The organism is Pseudoxanthomonas sp. JC1303 (assembly GCF_058448525.1).
This window is the reverse complement of record NZ_CP185958.1, coordinates 2,516,088-2,531,765: the sequence shown is the minus strand read 5'-3', so window position 1 is coordinate 2,531,765 and position 15,678 is coordinate 2,516,088. Positions and strand designations below refer to the sequence as shown.

16 protein-coding genes, 1 other RNA gene, 1 pseudogene and 1 riboswitch are annotated in these 15,678 nt (G+C 69.4%); of the genes and pseudogenes, 4 read left to right on the top strand and 14 right to left on the bottom strand.

What is annotated here, in order from left to right:
* Window positions 1–9: 9 nt before the first annotated feature.
* Window positions 10–492, bottom strand: coding sequence for a division/cell wall cluster transcriptional repressor MraZ (locus tag ACORQU_RS11290; protein WP_491645074.1), 483 nt, complete (start codon window positions 490–492; stop codon window positions 10–12).
* Window positions 493–783: 291 nt separating this feature from the next.
* Here ACORQU_RS11290 and ACORQU_RS11285 point away from each other — a divergent pair, with 291 nt between their 5' ends.
* Entirely contained in the window at window positions 784–1,545 is a 762-nt protein-coding gene (locus ACORQU_RS11285) for an NRDE family protein (RefSeq protein WP_491641278.1), read from the top strand.
* Between the two features lie 215 nt (window positions 1,546–1,760).
* Here the strand turns inward: ACORQU_RS11285 and rnpB are convergent.
* Together rnpB and rsmI are read right to left on the bottom strand one after the other, a co-directional pair.
* Window positions 1,761–2,110: RNase P RNA component class A (gene rnpB, locus ACORQU_RS11280), an RNA gene on the bottom strand.
* A 143-nt stretch (window positions 2,111–2,253) separates the two neighbouring features.
* Complete coding sequence (gene rsmI / locus ACORQU_RS11275; protein WP_491641276.1) at window positions 2,254–3,072, bottom strand: 16S rRNA (cytidine(1402)-2'-O)-methyltransferase; 819 nt, start codon at window positions 3,070–3,072, stop codon at window positions 2,254–2,256.
* 187 nt (window positions 3,073–3,259) lie between these two features.
* Between rsmI and ACORQU_RS11270 the strand changes: the two are divergent.
* A pseudogene (locus tag ACORQU_RS11270) lies at window positions 3,260–4,525 on the top strand (penicillin-binding protein activator); the annotation flags it as partial.
* On the top strand, window positions 4,518–4,904 hold the full coding sequence (locus tag ACORQU_RS11265; protein WP_491641275.1) for a YraN family protein: 387 nt from the start codon (window positions 4,518–4,520) through the stop codon (window positions 4,902–4,904). The pseudogene ACORQU_RS11270 and the gene ACORQU_RS11265, both read left to right, overlap by 8 nt.
* Here ACORQU_RS11265 and ACORQU_RS11260 read toward each other — a convergent pair.
* From ACORQU_RS11260 to ACORQU_RS11235, 6 genes are all read right to left on the bottom strand, one after another.
* On the bottom strand, window positions 4,901–6,487 hold the full coding sequence (locus ACORQU_RS11260) for a CocE/NonD family hydrolase (protein ID WP_491641274.1): 1,587 nt from the start codon (window positions 6,485–6,487) through the stop codon (window positions 4,901–4,903). The two genes, ACORQU_RS11265 and ACORQU_RS11260, sit on opposite strands and share 4 nt — an antisense overlap.
* Before the next feature lie 238 nt (window positions 6,488–6,725).
* On the bottom strand, window positions 6,726–7,688 hold the full coding sequence (gene thiL / locus ACORQU_RS11255) for a thiamine-phosphate kinase (protein WP_491641272.1): 963 nt from the start codon (window positions 7,686–7,688) through the stop codon (window positions 6,726–6,728).
* A 21-nt stretch (window positions 7,689–7,709) separates the two neighbouring features.
* Window positions 7,710–8,177, bottom strand: a complete 468-nt coding sequence (gene nusB, locus ACORQU_RS11250; protein ID WP_271647230.1) for a transcription antitermination factor NusB — start codon at window positions 8,175–8,177, stop codon at window positions 7,710–7,712.
* Window positions 8,174–8,641, bottom strand: a complete 468-nt coding sequence (gene ribH, locus ACORQU_RS11245) for a 6,7-dimethyl-8-ribityllumazine synthase (RefSeq protein ID WP_491641270.1) — start codon at window positions 8,639–8,641, stop codon at window positions 8,174–8,176. The genes nusB and ribH overlap by 4 nt, the downstream gene beginning before the upstream one ends.
* 64 nt (window positions 8,642–8,705) lie before the next feature.
* Window positions 8,706–9,815 carry a 3,4-dihydroxy-2-butanone-4-phosphate synthase gene (gene ribB / locus ACORQU_RS11240; protein WP_491641268.1) on the bottom strand — a complete coding sequence of 370 codons (1,110 nt, stop codon included), beginning with the start codon at window positions 9,813–9,815 and terminating at the stop codon, window positions 8,706–8,708.
* The gene (locus ACORQU_RS11235; protein ID WP_491641266.1) at window positions 9,812–10,417 is read right to left on the bottom strand and encodes a riboflavin synthase; all 606 of its coding nucleotides are present in this window, start codon (window positions 10,415–10,417) and stop codon (window positions 9,812–9,814) included. Before ACORQU_RS11235 ends, ribB begins: the two co-directional genes overlap by 4 nt.
* A gap of 153 nt (window positions 10,418–10,570) precedes the next feature.
* A riboswitch (FMN riboswitch) is annotated at window positions 10,571–10,745 on the bottom strand.
* A 185-nt stretch (window positions 10,746–10,930) separates the two neighbouring features.
* Between ACORQU_RS11235 and ACORQU_RS11230 the strand changes: the two genes are divergently transcribed.
* Entirely contained in the window at window positions 10,931–11,554 is a 624-nt protein-coding gene (locus tag ACORQU_RS11230) for a hypothetical protein (RefSeq protein WP_491641264.1), read from the top strand.
* A gap of 50 nt (window positions 11,555–11,604) precedes the next feature.
* On the opposite strand, the gene ribD is transcribed toward ACORQU_RS11230, so the two are convergent.
* The 5 genes from ribD to ACORQU_RS11205 form a co-directional block, all read right to left on the bottom strand.
* Complete coding sequence (gene ribD, locus ACORQU_RS11225) at window positions 11,605–12,699, bottom strand: bifunctional diaminohydroxyphosphoribosylaminopyrimidine deaminase/5-amino-6-(5-phosphoribosylamino)uracil reductase RibD (RefSeq protein ID WP_491641262.1); 1,095 nt, start codon at window positions 12,697–12,699, stop codon at window positions 11,605–11,607.
* Window positions 12,692–13,165 carry a GNAT family N-acetyltransferase gene (locus ACORQU_RS11220; RefSeq protein WP_491641260.1) on the bottom strand — a complete coding sequence of 158 codons (474 nt, stop codon included), beginning with the start codon at window positions 13,163–13,165 and terminating at the stop codon, window positions 12,692–12,694. The genes ribD and ACORQU_RS11220 overlap by 8 nt, the downstream gene beginning before the upstream one ends.
* Before the next feature lie 8 nt (window positions 13,166–13,173).
* On the bottom strand, window positions 13,174–13,707 hold the full coding sequence (gene nrdR, locus ACORQU_RS11215; protein ID WP_271647237.1) for a transcriptional regulator NrdR: 534 nt from the start codon (window positions 13,705–13,707) through the stop codon (window positions 13,174–13,176).
* Window positions 13,708–13,719: 12 nt separating this feature from the next.
* The gene (gene glyA, locus ACORQU_RS11210) at window positions 13,720–14,973 is read right to left on the bottom strand and encodes a serine hydroxymethyltransferase (protein WP_491641258.1); all 1,254 of its coding nucleotides are present in this window, start codon (window positions 14,971–14,973) and stop codon (window positions 13,720–13,722) included.
* A gap of 209 nt (window positions 14,974–15,182) precedes the next feature.
* Window positions 15,183–15,644 (bottom strand): RcnB family protein, encoded by a 462-nt coding sequence (locus ACORQU_RS11205; RefSeq protein ID WP_491641256.1) that lies wholly within the window; start codon window positions 15,642–15,644, stop codon window positions 15,183–15,185.
* Window positions 15,645–15,678 lie beyond the last annotated feature (34 nt).

Below are 15,678 nucleotides of genomic sequence, written 5' to 3'. Positions count from 1 at the left end.
CCCCCATCGTCACAGCCTGAGGTCGAGCAGCTCCTCGCCCAGATCCTCGTCAGACAACGTCTGCTGGATCTGCGCGCGATGCGCCTGCTCGCTCCACAATTCGAATTTCTCGCCCATGCCAAGCAGCACGGCCTTCTTGTCGATCCCAACCGCGTTGCGATGGCTGGGCGGGATCGTCACCCGGGCGTTGCCGTCCGGCTCCAGGAACGCGGCCGAGCCCACCAGCTTCTGCTGCAGCAGGCGCACGTTGGCCTTGACGTTGGCCTTGCCCATCACGCTGTCGCGCACCCGCTCCCACACCGTGTGCGGATAGATCCACAAGCAACCGGCATCGAACGGGCTATAGGTCAACACCAGGCGATTGCCGCACTCACGCGCGACGAGGTCGCGGTAGACGGTGGGAACCGCCAACCTGCCCTTGTCGTCCACTGTGATGGCGGTTTCGCCCTGGAACACGTCCCTTCTGCCTTGAAATGCACTGCCGACTGACATTGAACCACGAAAAACCACTTAAACCCCGGTTTTCCCGCTGGTGCCCACATTAGCACCGGGCAATGGGTTGTCAACAACTCGTGCACCCGGAAATCACTTGACGGATCAAGGGCTTGCGACAAACTTCAGAGACTTGTTCAAACCTTATCCACAAGTTGCTGTTTCGTCTCAAATTTTGAGATTGAACCGAAATTCAGGCGCGTGGAGGGGATGTGAAGTGACCCCGGTCACGGGACGCTGCGGGCCAGTGCCGCGTACCGCGATTGCGCAGAACCACGGGACAATACCGGCATGTGCCTGGTCGCCATTGCCTGGAAAACCCACCCGCGCTGGCGCCTGGTGATGGCTGGCAACCGCGATGAATTCCATGCACGCCCGACCGCGGCACTGGCCCCCTGGGACGACCGTGCCGGCGTGGTGGCGGGCCGTGACCTGCAGTCCAGCGGCACCTGGGCCGGGATCGGCAGCGGCGGTCGCCTGGCGGTCGTCACCAACGTCCGCGATCCAGCCACCCCGGCTCCGCCTGGCGCGCCCTCACGCGGGGCGCTGGTCGCGGACCATCTAGGCAGCGCCGTGCCGGCCGCCCAGGCCGCCGGCGCGCTGGAAGCCCGCGCCGCAGCCTTCGCCCCGTTCAACATGCTGCTGGCCGACGCCGAGCACTGTCAGTACGTCGGCAACTGGCCGCAACCAACGAGTCGCGCCGTGCCGCCGGGCGTCCACGGCATGTCCAACGGCCCCTTCGACGATCCATGGCCCAAGACCCGGGCGCTGACCATCCGGCTCCGCACATGGCTGCAAGGCCGCGCCGAGGATCCGCTGCCGCTCTGGGACGCCCTGCACGACCCCGCCGAAGCGATCGACAGCGCTCTGCCTGAGACGGGCGTGCCCCTGGACCTGGAACGCCGCCTCTCGGCGGCCTTCATTGCCGACGCCCGCTACGGCACCCGCGCCAGCACCGTGGCCGCCATCGACCATGCCGGCCACGGCTGGATCGCCGAGCGCCGCTTCGGCCCCGATGGCGTATTCCTAGGCGAAACCCGCCTGGAGTTCTGAGCAGCACGGAACTAGGACCGTTGAACGCCGGACCAAGCATTCGCAGCACTCAAAAGATACGGACCTCAGCGCCCCCGCTGGAGCAAAGCCCCCTGAGTCAGGGGGCGCGCCGACAGGCGCGGGGTGTGGAGGACAAAGCGCCGGGGCCCGGAACGTCGCGCCGCCGAGCGCGGCACGACGTTTTGGGGGCTCCACCTCGCGAGGCGAGGTGGAGGTGGCGGAGCCGGCCTGTAAGCCGGGTTCTGTCGTGGACAGTCATTCCTCTAGGCGCATCGTCACCGATACGCTCAAGCAACCTACCCGGACCCGACGCGGGCAGCGCCATGAGGTCCCTATTCGGTCTTGCTCCCGGTGGGGTTTACCGTGCCGGTCTGTTGCCAGACTCGCGGTGCGCTCTTACCGCACCATTTCACCCTTACCTGATCCCTTGCGGGCCATCGGCGGTTTGCTTTCTGTTGCACTGGCCGTCGGCTCGCGCCGCCCAGGCGTTACCTGGCACCGTGCCCTGTGGAGCCCGGACTTTCCTCGGCATTCTTACGAATGACGCGACTGTCCGGCCGGCTCCGCCGAGTGACATTCTACGGCGACGCCGTCGAATCTCCCAAAATTTGCTGCGTAAATTTCGGGCCCCGCACCGTGCGCCACCTATTCCCCGACGATTCGCGCCCGCCCCCCCCTTAACAAAAGGAGGCTTTCCTGCCGGGGAGATCATTGGCCGTACAAGGCCTTGCGCGGCGCGCCGGTGATCTCTGCCGCCAGCTTGGCAGCGGTGGATGGCGGCAGGTGGTCCTTGAGCAGCGCGTGCACGCGGCGTCCTTCGGCCAGTTGCGCGTCGGCATCGTCGCCGGCGCCCTGGACCATCACCACGAATTCGCCCTTGCGCTGGTTGTCGTCGTCCTCCACCTGCCGCAGGAGGGTGCCCAGGGTGCCATCCAGCACGGTCTCGAACAGCTTGGTCAGCTCGCGCGCCATCGCCGCCGGCCGCTCCGACCCGAAGGCCTGCGTCAGGTCGGCCAGCGATTCGGCGATGCGATGGGAGGACTCGTAGAACACGAGCGTGCGCGGCTCGGCCGCCAGGCCACGCAAGTGCTCGCGGCGCGCCGACGCCTTGGCCGGCAGGAACCCCTCGAACACGAAGCGGTCGCTGGGCAGCCCGGCCACGCTCAGCGCGGCGATGGCCGCGCAGGCACCGGGAACCGGGCTGACCCGAATGCCGGCTACGCGGACCGCGCGCACCAGGCGGTAGCCTGGGTCGGAGACCAGCGGGGTGCCGGCATCGGAGACCAGTGCCAGCGACTGGCCCTCTTGCAGGCGCGTCACAATGCGCGAGGCGAGCGCCTCCTCGTTGTGCTCATGCAGTGCCACCAGGGTGGCGGAAATGCCGAAATGCGACAGTAGCTGCCCCGTGCGGCGGGTGTCCTCGGCGCAGATGGCATCGACCGTGCGCAGCACCTCCAGCGCGCGCGGGCTCAGATCGGAGAGGTTGCCGATCGGCGTGGCGACGACATGCAGGGTGGGCTCGGCCATAAAAGGGCGCTCATCTGGCAAAGGGTAGAATCCTAGCCCGTTCCTCCAGACTGGCTCAGATCCGCCCATGGAAAAGCGCTTCGTCCCGCTGCTCGCCACCGCGCTGCTGGCCCTGTTCCTCGCCGGCTGCGCAACCACTCAGGTCGATGGCGGCGGCACGACCTCGCATGCACAGCGCGACGCCGCCTTCGCCCAGGCCCAGCAGTTGGCCACCCAGCGCACCGGCCTGACCGGCCAGGCCCTCAGCGACAACACCCGCCAGATCCAGCAGTTGCTGGGCGGCCTGGACAACGCCACCCTGACCCGCGAAACCACCGCCTTGCCCGTCGGCGACCCGCTCTACCCGCTGGCCGGCAACGCCATGCTGGAGCGCAATCTGCCGCTGCCGCGCCCATTCGACCGGGGCAGCCGCTGGAACTTCGACGCCAATGGCCGTCCGCCGGCCGATCGCGACGGCTACCGCCCGCCGCAGAAACTCGCCGTGCTGCTGCCGCTGAGCGGCCCGCTGGCAATGGCCGCCGCACCGGTGCGCGATGGCCTGCTGGCCGGCTACTACGGCGAGACCCGCCGCCGCCCGGAAATCCGGTTCTACGACACCGCCAGCAGCCCGGCCGATGCGACCAGGGCCTATGCCCGCGCGGTGGCCGACGGTGCCGAGATGGTGGTCGGTCCGCTGGGCCGCGACCAGGTCGATGCGCTGTTCCGACAGGGCAACCTGAGCGTGCCGGTGCTGGCACTCAACCGTGGCGAGTTGGACCCGCCCGACGGCGCGGCCAGCTTCTCGCTGGCCCCGGAAGCCGAGGGCGTCAGCGTGGCCGACTATCTGCTCAAGCTCGAACGCAAGCGCGTGCTGATCATCGGCGGCAACGACGACAACGGGCGCCGCGCGGCCGAGGCCTTCCGCAAGCGCTTCACCGAAGGCGGCGGCGCGGTCGCCGATGCCCTGGTGGTCAGCGACCCGCCGGGCGACATGTCCGCACAACTGATCGCCGCGGCCGCCAAGGGCGTGGATGCGATCTTCCTGGCAGTGCGCGGCTCGTCCGCGCGCGTGCTGACCCCGCAGTTGGCCCTGGCCGGGCTGGGCGGCAAGACCCGCGTGGGGACTTCGCTGCTGGTGCAGGGCACCGGCAAGCCGGAAGAAGACAATGTGCTGGACGGCGTGATCTACCCCACAGAGGCGTGGTCGGCCAGCGGCGTCACCGGCTTGCCTGCGCAGTCCACGGTGGCCGCGACCCTGCCCACCGCACGCGGGGGCGCCGCGCGTCTGTTTGCCTTCGGCTTCGACGCCTGGAAGCTCAGCGGCTACATGCAGAAGCTCACTGACGGCGACAATGCCCAACTGCGCGGCGCCACCGGCACGCTGACCCTCGATGGGTTCGGCACGGTGCTGCGTGCACCGGCCTGGGCGACCTTCAGCGGTGGAACCCCGGTGCCGATCGCCGGCGGTGGCTGAGCGCCAGAGCCGGGGCCGGGCAGCCGAGGCCGCCGCCCGGGCCGCGCTGGAGCGCGGCGGCCTGCAGTTCATCGCCGCCAACGTGCGGTTCCGGGGTGGCGAACTGGACCTGGTGATGCGCGACCCAGGCGCCCGCGGCGGCGCCTGCCTGGTCTTCGTGGAGGTGCGCTACCGCGCCGGCGGCGCCTTCGGCGGCGGTGCGACCTCGGTGGACGCGGCCAAGCGCCGCAAGCTGGTGATCGCCGCCCAGTTGTTCCTGGCCCAGCATCCGCGCTGGGCCAATACACCGTGTCGCTTCGACGTGGTGCAGGCCCAAGGCGAACCGGCCAGGCCGGAGATCACCTGGCTGCGGGATGCGTTCCGGGCAGACGATGCCTAGTGCAGCGGCACGCTCAGGCGCGAAGGCGCCGAAGCCGGCGAACCGAACACCACCCTGCCACCGACATCGGTGGCGTCGGTATAGCGCGGGTCGAGCGTGTCCACCACCAGGACCAGGCGGCTGCCGGCCGGGACTTCGGCGGCGGCGGCTTCCAGGGCGATGTCCAGCGTGCGCGCCTGACCCGGCACCGCGTCGCGCAGGCTGTAGGGCTTGTAGCTGAGCAGGGTCCCGGTGCCCAGGGCGTCCATGCTGTACAGGTAGGTCACCAGGGTCACGTGCGACTGGCTGGGCGTGACCGTCACCCGCAGGCTCGGCGCACCGGCCAGCACGCGGCTGCGCTCCAGCACCGGCCCGGACCACACCGCGCCGCCGGTGCGGCTGACCAGCGGGATCGAGGTCTTGGCCGGTTGGCCGAACGCCTGCAGCAAGCCGCTGAGCATCACCACGCCCGAGTCGGCCAGGGTCGGGATGCCGGTCAGGATGGAAGCATTCCAGCCGGTCGCATCGCCGCTGGACAGCGTGCCGGTCGGCCGCAGCAGGCCGGTGGGCCGACCCAGGCCGTACACCACCGGATCGGCCTGCACCTGTGCCCAATTACCGTAGTCCAGGTCACGCCCGCCCACGCTGGTCAGCCGCACCGAGCCGCTCCCGTCCACCCCGTTGGACTGGCCCTTGAGAAAATGGTCGAACCAGTCCACCGCCTCGTCGTAGACCGCGTTGGGCAGGCCCAACGCGCCCGGCAGTTCGGCCGTGGCATGGTCGCCCTGGCTGAAAAGCAACCGACGCGGCCCGGTCAGCTGGTTGTAGAAGGCCACGTACTGGTTGGGTGGGAATAGCCCGTCGTTGAGCGCATTGGCCAGCAGCACCGCGGTGCCGTTGCGGTTGAGCTGGGCCACCTCATGCACCACGCCGCGGCTGGCGGCCTGTGGCAGGAAGCCCCCCACCGCGCCGTCGAAGTCCCCCACGGCCACCTTCGCGGTGATGGCCTGCAGGTCCGGACCAGGCCGGCCGGTCAGGCTGCCGGTGGCGGCCAACATCAGCACCGCCTGCTGGCTGACGGTCTGATTGGCGTACAGCGATGCCTCCAGGTCGACCCAGCCACTGAGCGCGGCCACCGCCTTGATCCGCGGGTCGCGCGCGGCGGCCAGCAGGCTGGTGCCGGCGCCGTAGGAAATGCCCGAGACGCCAATGCGCGCCGGGTCGGCGGGTGTGTGCGCCAGCGCCCAGTCGATCACCGCGCTCACATCCTCCACGGTGGCGGCCCCAGCGATATCGATCTGCCCGGCCGAATCCCAGAACCCGCGCGAGGTGTAGCTCACCACCACGTAGCCCTGGCCCGCCATCTGGGTGGCGCGGCCGACGTACTCCAGGTTGGGCAGCGACCAACTGGCCGGCATCACCACCAGCGGGAACGGCCCACTGCCCTGCCCGGTCGGCACCAGCACCATCGCACCCAGCTCGGTGTCATCGAAACTGGAAATCCGTTCATAGGTCTTGTTGAAGCTGCCCGCCCAGGCCGTCGTCGAACACAGACACAGCACCAGCACCAGCAACACCCCATATCGCCGCGCGAACCCATGCATGCAACGCCCTCCCAGGCTAGTGGCCGGGCGCCGCGATCGCGGGCCGGCCGTAATGTATCGATGCCGCAAGCCGCGGGCGGCCAGGGCACCGTACTCGCACGTATGGAGGCGACCAAGCTGCAACGCAGCACGCCGCGGCACCTTGGGCGTCGTCAGGGCCCAATCACACGGTCCCGGTAGGCCCTGTCGCTGCCATGTCAGCTTCCATCAGGCCCGCGCCGCGGCCGGCCAGGGCACTTCAGCCGAAGTGATCGTAGCCGGCGCGCGGCGCCAGCCAGGACGCGCCGGAGGGATCGAGGGCGCGCACGCCTTGTCCGGCGACGATGTGGCCAATGCAGGCCCCGGGCACGCCAGCGAAGTCCAGCGCCGCGCGCACCTCGTCGGCACGCTGGGGCGCCGCGGTGAAGCACAGTTCGTAGTCGTCCCCGCCGCCGGCCTGCCAGGCCCAGCGCACTTGCGGTTTAAACCGCGACAGCGCGCGCGAGACCAGCAACTGGTCGAGCTGGACCTGCGCCCCCACGCCGCTGCGCGCGCACAGATGGCCGAGGTCAGCAAGCAGGCCATCGGAGACATCCACGCAGGCCGTCGCCAGGCCGAGCAGCCCGCGTCCGGCCTCCACGCGCGGGGTCGGCCGATCCAGGCGTGCGCGCAGGGCGCGTTCGACCGCCGCGCCGTACAGCAGCGACTGCAGCGCCGCGCCGGCATCACCCGGCGTGCCAGTCACCCAGACCTCGTCACCGACCCGGGCACCGTCGCGACGCAGGGCATGGCCCGCTTCGACATGGCCCATCGCGGTGATCGAGACCGACAGCGGACCGCGCGTGGTATCACCGCCCACCAGGGCGATGCCGTGTTGGGCGGCCAGTTCCAGAAACCCATCCAGGAAACCGTCGATCCAGCCCGCTTCGGCCTGCGGCAGGGACAGCGACAGGGTGCACCAGGCCGGCCGCGCGCCCATCGCGGCCAGGTCTGACAGGTTGACCGCCAGCGCCTTCCAGCCCAGGTCGGCCGGGGCGACATCGTCGAAGAAATGCACGCCGACATTGAGCGTGTCGGCGGTGACCACCAGTTGCATGCCCGGTGGCACTGCCAGCAGAGCGGCGTCGTCGCCGATGCCCAGCACGACGTCTGCCCGCGTGGCCGCGCGCGCGCGGATGCGGGCGATCAGGTCGAACTCACCGCTGGCCGACGAGGCGGCCACGTGTGCGAACCCGCGCGCCGCTCAGCGACCGCGCGCGCTGGCCTCTGCCGCGCGCCAGTCCAGCGCCGCGCGGTCCAGCACCCCGTTGACGTAGGTATGGCCGTGTTCGGCGCCAAAGCGCTTGGCCGTCTCGATGGCCTCGTTGATGACCACCCGGTACGGCACGTCGACGCGGTGGCGAAGCTCATAGGCGGCGATGCGCAGCACCGCGCGCTCGATCTGGTCGACCTCGCCCACCGAGCGGTCCAGGTGCGGCAGCAGGGCCTCATCCAGTTCCCTAGCGTGCGCCATGACGCCACGCACCAGGTCCTCGAAGTACTCCAGGTCGGCGATTTCGTGCGCCTGCTCGTGGGCGAACTGGGCGATCACGCCCTGGGTGGTGCCGCCGGCCATCTGCCAGGCGTAGACGGCCTGCATGGCCCGGCGACGGGCGCGGGTGCGCAGGACGGGATCGACGCCATCACCGCGACGCGGTCCGGGACGGTTCATGGCAGTTTCTCCAGCAGGTTGACCAGCTCGACCGCGGCCAGGGCCACTTCCTCGCCCTTGTTGCCGTGGCTGCCGCCGGCGCGCGCCTCGGCATCCTCGGCCACTTCGACCGCCAGCACGCCGTTGAGCACCGGGATGCGGTAATCCAGCTGCACGCGCATCAGGCCATCGGAACAGCCATCGGCCACGTGTTCGTAATGCCGGGTATCCCCACGGATCACGCAACCCAGGGCCAGGATGGCGGCGTGCCGCCCGGCGGCACCCAGGCGCGCGGCGACCAGCGGGATTTCCCACGCACCCGGCACGCGGATCACGTCCACCTGAGCCTCGGGGATGCCGTTGCCGGCCAGTTCCTTGCGCGCGCCGGCCACCAGCGCATCGGTGATGCGGGCATTCCAGCGACTGGCGATGATCGCGAACCGTGCGCTGTCCGACACGCGCAGGTCGCCTTCGTAATGGGTCATGGGGAGCGGGGCTCTCGAGGGTCGAACAGTTTATCAGGCGGGGCGCGGCGGCCGGAGCGGGGCCTCAGGCGCCCTGCGGCTCCAGGGTCTCGACGACTTCCAACCCATAGCCGGACAGGCCGACCTGGCGGCGCGGGGTGCCCAGCACACGCAGCTTGCCCAGGCCCAGATCGGCCAGGATCTGCGCGCCGGCACCGTTGCGGCGCCACTGGCCCACGTCCTTGTCCTTGCCTGGGGCGCGCACCGGCGCCTGCTGGCGCAGGCGGGCCAGCAGCGCGTCCGAATCGCGCGGCGCCGACAGCACCACCATCACGCCCTGCCCTTCGGCGGCGATGGAACGCAGGGCATCGCTGGCAGCCACGCCGAAATCGTCGCGCCGCCAGTGCAGCAGGTCGGCCAGCGGGTTTTCCACCTGCACACGCACCAGGGTCGGCGTGGCCGCGTCGGGCGTGCCCTTGACCAGGGCGAAGTGCAGCTCGTGGGCGATGCGGTCGCGATAGGTCACCAGCCTGAAGGGGCCGAACTCGGTCTCGATCTCGCGCTCGTCCACGCGTTCGACGGTGTGCTCGGTGGCCAGACGGTAGGCGATCAGATCGGCGATGGAGCCCATCTTCAGCCCGTGCGTGCGGGCGAATACTTCCAGCTCCGGGCGGCGGGCCATGGAGCCATCGGGGTTAAGGATTTCCACCAGCACGCCGGCCGGCTCCAGTCCGGCCAGCATCGCCAGGTCCACGCCGGCCTCGGTGTGTCCGGCGCGGGTGAGCACGCCGCCGGGCTGGGCGATGAGCGGAAAGATGTGGCCGGGCTGGTGCAGGTCCTCGGCACGCGCATTCGGCCGCACCGCGGTGCGAATGGTGTGGGCGCGGTCGTGGGCCGAGATGCCGGTGGTCACGCCCTCGGCCGCCTCGATGCTGACGGTGAAGTTGGTCTGGAACTGGGCGGTATTGGCGCGGACCATCGGCGCCAGCCCCAGCTGCGCGGCGCGGCTGGCGGTCAGCGGCAGGCACACCAGGCCGCGGCCGTGGGTGACCATGAAGTTGATGTCCGCCGGCTTGACCAGTTCGGCGGCCATGATCAGGTCGCCTTCGTTCTCTCGGTCCTCGTCGTCGACGATGACGACCATGCGGCCGGCGCGGATGTCTTCGAGCAGTTCGGGAACCGGAGCGAAGTTCACAGCGCACCTCCGCGCTCACCGAGCAGGCGTTCGACGTAGCGCGCCACCAGGTCGATCTCCAGGTTCACCGCATCGCCGACCGCGGTCTGCGCAAAGCGCGTCTGCGCCACAGTGTGGGGAATCAGCGCGACCTCGAAACCTTCATCGTCGACCGAGTTGACGGTCAGGCTGACGCCATCGACGCAGATCGAGCCTTTCTTGGCGATGTACTTCAGCAGCGCGGCCGGTGCAGCGAAACGCCAGCGCTGCGCGCGGGCATCGTCCTGCACGGACAGCACCCGGCCGAGCCCATCGACATGGCCGCTGACCAGATGTCCGCCGAGGCGGTCGGTCGGGCGCATGGCGCGCTCCAGGTTCAACGCCGCGCCTACCGTCAGCCCACCAAGCGTGGTCAGCGACAAGGTCTCGGTGGAGGCATCGGCCTGGAAGCTGGTGGCGTCGAAGGCGATGACGGTCAGGCACACGCCGTTGACCGCGATGCTCTCGCCGAGTTGCACCGCGTCGAACGGCAGCGTGCCAACCTCGAAAGTGAAGCGGGTATCGCCGCCCAACGGCTGCGCGGCGGCCAGGCGGCCGACGCCCTCGATGATGCCGGTGAACATCAGCGCACCTCCGCACGGGAGGGGCGAAGCGCCGCGCGTGGCGCGGACGGGGACAACGCGAACAACTGGGACATGGCTACGTTTCTCGCAAGGATGCAGAGCGAAAAACGCCACAAGGCAATGGCACGCCCACGACGCTGCCGTCGTGGCGCGGGCCGTCTTCTTTCATCCGGACTTTCTGGCACTGCCAAAGAGCAGCACCAACCGTCGGCTCCGGCATTGGACCGGATCTGCTGACCCCTTGGCCGGCTGGCCAGGGCGCTCGCGGGCTCGTGCGCATTGCGCACCTACCGCCGGTGGGGAATCACACCCCGCCCTGAAGACGTTTACGAATGCCGGCGAACCGGCCCGCGCATTCTAGCAGCGCCCCGCGCGGACACCGGCAGGCCGGAGCGTTGCGCCGCTGGCACATCGCGTCGAACTCGTTAAAATGTCGTTCGCGGCGAGGAACCGTCGCGTCAACACCGGGCCTGCAATGGGCCCGGCAACATGGACTCAGGGGAAACAACACCAATGCGCAAGACCCTTTTGGCTGCCGTCCTGGCGGTCGCACCCTTTGCCGCGTCCGCGGCCGACCTGCCGATGCGCTACACCTACGTCGAAGCGGGCTACACCAACGTCGACATCAACAGCGATGATCTCGACGATCCTTCCCTCGATGGTGGCTACATCCGGGGTTCGATCGCCATCGCCGAATCGGCCTACGTCTATGGCGGCTGGTCGCAGGCCAGCAAGACCTATCACGAAGGCGAGCTGAGCGTGAAAGTCACGCTCGATCAGCCGGAAGCAGGCATCGGCTACCACATGCCGTTCACCGATCGCCTGGACTTCGTGACCGACCTGGCCTACGTCCGGATGGGCGTTGAAGCCAAGGCCCGCTACCTCGGTGCCAGCGCCTCGGACAAGGACCACGTCAACGTTGGCCGTGTCAGCGCCGGCGTGCGCGGCAAGCCCTCGGCGCGGACCGAGCTGTGGCTGAAGGCCGGCTACTTCGATGGCAGCGACCTGGACGAAGGCAAGTTCATCGGCACGTTCGGCGGCCAGGTCAGCTTCAACAAGACCTGGGGCCTGGTGGGCGAGGTGCAGGCCTACGAGGACGTCACCCAGGCGTCGCTCGGCGTGCGCGCCAGCTTCTGATCGAGATCTCGATCCGATGAAGGAACGGGCCCTGATGGGCCCGTTCTTGTTTAACCCGTCGGCCGCAGCAACAGGCGCAGATCCGCGCCCACCCGGCGTTCGTCGATCACCTTCAGACGGTGCTGGTCGGCCAGCGCAGCCAGTCCCAGCTGTGCGAACAGCGGGTGGGTGCCATCGCCGAGCACGGTCGGCGCCTGGTAGAGCAGCACCTCGTCGACCAGCCCGGCGGCGAGCAAGGCGCCGGACAGGGTGGCGCCGGCCTCGACCTGGACTTCATTGATCCGATGCTGGGCCAGGGCGACCAGCACCGCGCGCAGATCCAGGCGCCCCTCGCGCAGTGGCACCTCCTGGTAATGGACGTGGCCATGGTTGGGGACCGGTGCCGCCTGCGGGCCATGCAAATAGAGGGTGGGCGCATCGCCTTCCTGCACGCGGGTCTGGGCCAGGGTGGACAGCGTGGCGTCCAGCACCACGCGCAGCGGCGGCCTGAACGGGCGATCCTCCTCCGGCCGCGCGGTGAGCGCGGGGTCGTCGGCGATCACCGTGCGCGCGCCGGTCAGAATGGCCCCGGCGCGGGCGCGCCAGCGCTGCACATCGGCACGGGCGGCCGGCCCGGTGATCCACTTGGATTCACCGCTGGCCATGGCCGTGCGCCCGTCCAGGCTCGCGCCCAATTTGACCCGCACCCACGGCCGACCGCGCACCACGCGCGAGATGAAGCCACGGTTGAGTTCGCGCACCTGGTCCTCCAGCAGACCGACCTGGACGATGATCCCGGCCTGCTGCAGCCTTTCGAACCCCGCCCCGTCCACCTGCGGGAAAGGATCGCGCATGGCGGCCACCACGCGCTCCACGCCCGCGGCCACCAGGGCATCGGCGCATGGCGCGGTGCGGCCGGTATGCGCGCACGGCTCCAGGGTCACATACGCGGTGGCGCCGCGCGCCCGCGCGCCAGCGGCGCGCAGCGCAAAGACCTCGGCATGCGGCTGCCCGGCAATCTGGTGCCAGCCCTCGCCCACCACCTGGTCGCCATGGGCGATGACGCAGCCGACCATCGGATTGGGACGGGTGGTCCACGCCCCGCGTTCGGCCAGCCGCAGCGCGCGGGCCATGTGGGCGTGGTCGAGGGCGGAAAATTCAGACATCGGCGGTTCCCGTTTCAATGGCCATCACCACGACCTGCAGCGGGCCCAGCGGCAGGCGATCGAGCGGCGCCCAGCCCAGCCGTGCGTAGTAAGGCACCAGGGCATCCTGGCAGTACAGGTGCAGGCGCGGCACGCCGAGTGCGGCGGCCTGGGCCACGCAATGCCGCACCAAAGCCGCTCCCACGCCGCGGGCGCGGCCGTCAGGCCGCACATACAGGGAGGCCAGCCAGGGCGAAACCTGGTCCAGGCGCGGATCGTCATTGACCAGCAGGCTGACCGAACCGATCCAGTCGCTTGCGTCCAGCGCCAGCCAGGTCGCCGGCATGGCGGTGGCGCCCTGCGCGGCCAGTTCGTCTTGTGCCTGTTCGACCGTCCAGTCCGGCAGCAGCCCGCCGAACGCGGCGACATGGGCCTGGGCCAAGGCGCCCAGATACTGCCGATGAGCGCGCAGAGGCTCGATCCGCACCGCTTCGCTCAGCGCTTCTTGGACTTGTCGCCCGGCTTGCCGAACGGCACCACTTCGCCGGAGAGCAGCGAGAGCTGGCCCTCGCCCGGCAGGTCGCGCTCCAGGCGGTCCAGTTCCTCGCGGAAGTCGGCCACGTCTTCGAAGCTGCGGTACACCGAGGCATAGCGCACGAAGGCCACGTGGTCGAGCTTGCGCAGTTCGGCCATGACGAACTCACCGACCCGGCGCGAGGGCAGCTCGCGCTCGGTGGTGCGTCGCAGCTGCTGGATCACCGCGCGCACCGATGCCTCGACCTGGTCCTCGGACACCGCGCGCTTGTGCAGCGCCCGGTCGAAGCTCTGGCGCAGCTTGCGCGCGTCGAACGGGTCACGCCGGCCGTCGGACTTGATCACCGCCGGCAGCTTGAGCTCGATGGTTTCCAGCGTGCTGAAGCGTTCGCCGCAGGCTTCGCACTCACGGCGCCGGCGGATCGTCGCCCCGTCTTCGGACACGCGCGAGTCGATCACGCGGGTGTCGCTGTTCTGGCAGAAGGGGCAATGCACGGTGCGCTGGGCTCAGCCGTAGACCGGGAACTGCTTGCACTGGGCGGTGACCGCCTCGCGCACCCGGGCGATGACCGCCTCGTCGTTGGGGGCATCGAGCACATCGGCAATCCAGTTGGCCAGGGCGATGGTCTCGGCCTCCTTGTAGCCGCGCGTGGTGATCGCCGGCGTGCCCAGGCGCAGCCCCGAGGTGACGAACGGCGAGCGCGGGTCGCCCGGCACCGAGTTCTTGTTGGTGGTGATGTGGGCCTTGCCCAGCGCGGCCTCCGCGTCCTTGCCGGACACCTCGCGGCCGATCATGTCCACCAGCATCAGGTGGTTCTGGGTGCCCCCGGAGACGATCTTGTAGCCGCGCGCGATCAGCGTTTCGGCCATCGCCTGCGCGTTGGCGACCACCTGCTCCTGGTAGGCCTTGAAGCCCGGCTCCAGCGCTTCCTTGAAGGCCACGGCCTTGGCCGCGATCACGTGCATCAGCGGGCCACCCTGGATGCCGGGAAACACGATGGACTGCAGCTTCTTCTGCAGGTCCTCGTCGGCGCCCTTGGCGATGATGATGCCGCCGCGCGGGCCGCGCAGGGTCTTGTGGGTGGTCGAGGTGACCACGTGGGCGTGGTCCAGCGGGCTCGGGTAGACGCCGGCGGCGACCAGGCCGGCCACGTGCGCCATGTCCACGAACAGGTAGGCCCCGACCTTGTCGGCGATGGCGCGGAAGCGCGCCCAGTCGACCTGCTGGGAATAGGCCGAGAAGCCCGCCACGACCATCTTGGGCTTGTGCTCCAGGGCCAGACGCTCGACTTCGTCGTAGTCGATCAGGCCCTGCTCGTTCACCCCGTACTGGACGGCATTGAACAGCTTGCCCGAGGCGTTGACCTTGGCGCCGTGGGTCAGGTGACCGCCATGGGCCAGCGACATGCCCAGGATGGTGTCGCCCGGCTGCAGCAGGGCGAAGTACACCGCCTGGTTGGCCTGCGAGCCGCTGTGCGGCTGCACGTTGGCGTAGTCGGCGCCGAACAGGGCCTTGAGACGCTCGATCGCCAGCTTTTCGGCGATGTCGACGAACTCGCAGCCACCGTAATAGCGCTTGCCCGGGTAACCCTCGGCGTACTTGTTGGTCAGCTGGCTGCCCTGGGCTTCCATGACCGCCGGGCTGGTGTAGTTCTCGCTGGCGATCAGCTCGACGTGATCCTCCTGGCGACGGACCTCGTTGGCGATGGCCTTGGCCAGTTCGGGATCGTAGCTTTCGATGCGGACGTCACGCGGGAACATCGGGTCTCCGGGAGGGCAGTCGGGGCAGAAGGGTCCACCAGCGGCCGTCGCGCGGCCCGTGGGGGTGCGGATTGTAAGCCCTCAGGGCCAGCCCCCACCAATCGCAGGGCCGGAATGCGGCTTCCGATCCCTGGCACACGGTGCGGTATGCACAAAAAAGGCGCCCCCTTTGCAGGGAGCGCCTGGCAGGCCTCAGGCCCCGCCCGCCATCAATGATTGATCAGCAGGTCGGTGATGATGCCGGTGGCAATGGCGACCATCAGCAGGTTGCCGCGATCGTCGCGCACCCAGTGATAACCGCGGGGCGGACGACGCACGTGATAGCGGTCGTAGTCACGCACCACCACGGTCGGGCCGCCGTAGTAATGGCTGTAGCGGTAGCCGCGGCGGTAGTCGTAGGGGCGGTAGACCACGCGCGGCGGCGGGCGATAGTAATTGCGCTCCACCACTACCCGGCCGCGGTCGCGGCCATCGCGGTAGCCGTCTCGATAGGCTTCTCGCCGCTCGTGGCGATCATGGCGGTCATCCCAATGCCCGCGTCCGCGGTCGCCTCGGTTGTCGTGGCCATGACGCCCATGGTCGTGGCCCCAGTCGTCGGCCATGGCCGGCGCGGCGGCCAAGGACATGGCAAGGACGGGAATACTCATCAAACTCAAGATCTGGCGCTTCATGGCTTGCTCCGTAACAAGTTGTCACAGGTTCGAT

Excerpts from the sequence above, each read along its gene's own strand:
- ACORQU_RS11290 (WP_491645074.1), bottom strand. The coding sequence starts at position 492 with ATGTCAGTCGGCAGTGCATTTCAAGGCAGAAGGGACGTGTTCCAGGGC.
- ACORQU_RS11285 (WP_491641278.1), top strand. The coding sequence starts at position 784 with ATGTGCCTGGTCGCCATTGCCTGGAAAACCCACCCGCGCTGGCGCCTG.
- rsmI (WP_491641276.1), bottom strand. The coding sequence starts at position 3,072 with ATGGCCGAGCCCACCCTGCATGTCGTCGCCACGCCGATCGGCAACCTC.
- ACORQU_RS11260 (WP_491641274.1), bottom strand. The coding sequence starts at position 6,487 with ATGCATGGGTTCGCGCGGCGATATGGGGTGTTGCTGGTGCTGGTGCTG.
- nusB (WP_271647230.1), bottom strand. The coding sequence starts at position 8,177 with ATGAACCGTCCCGGACCGCGTCGCGGTGATGGCGTCGATCCCGTCCTG.
- ribH (WP_491641270.1), bottom strand. The coding sequence starts at position 8,641 with ATGACCCATTACGAAGGCGACCTGCGCGTGTCGGACAGCGCACGGTTC.
- ACORQU_RS11235 (WP_491641266.1), bottom strand. The coding sequence starts at position 10,417 with ATGTTCACCGGCATCATCGAGGGCGTCGGCCGCCTGGCCGCCGCGCAG.
- ACORQU_RS11230 (WP_491641264.1), top strand. The coding sequence starts at position 10,931 with ATGCGCAAGACCCTTTTGGCTGCCGTCCTGGCGGTCGCACCCTTTGCC.
- ribD (WP_491641262.1), bottom strand. The coding sequence starts at position 12,699 with ATGTCTGAATTTTCCGCCCTCGACCACGCCCACATGGCCCGCGCGCTG.
- glyA (WP_491641258.1), bottom strand. The coding sequence starts at position 14,973 with ATGTTCCCGCGTGACGTCCGCATCGAAAGCTACGATCCCGAACTGGCC.
- ACORQU_RS11205 (WP_491641256.1), bottom strand. The coding sequence starts at position 15,644 with ATGAAGCGCCAGATCTTGAGTTTGATGAGTATTCCCGTCCTTGCCATG.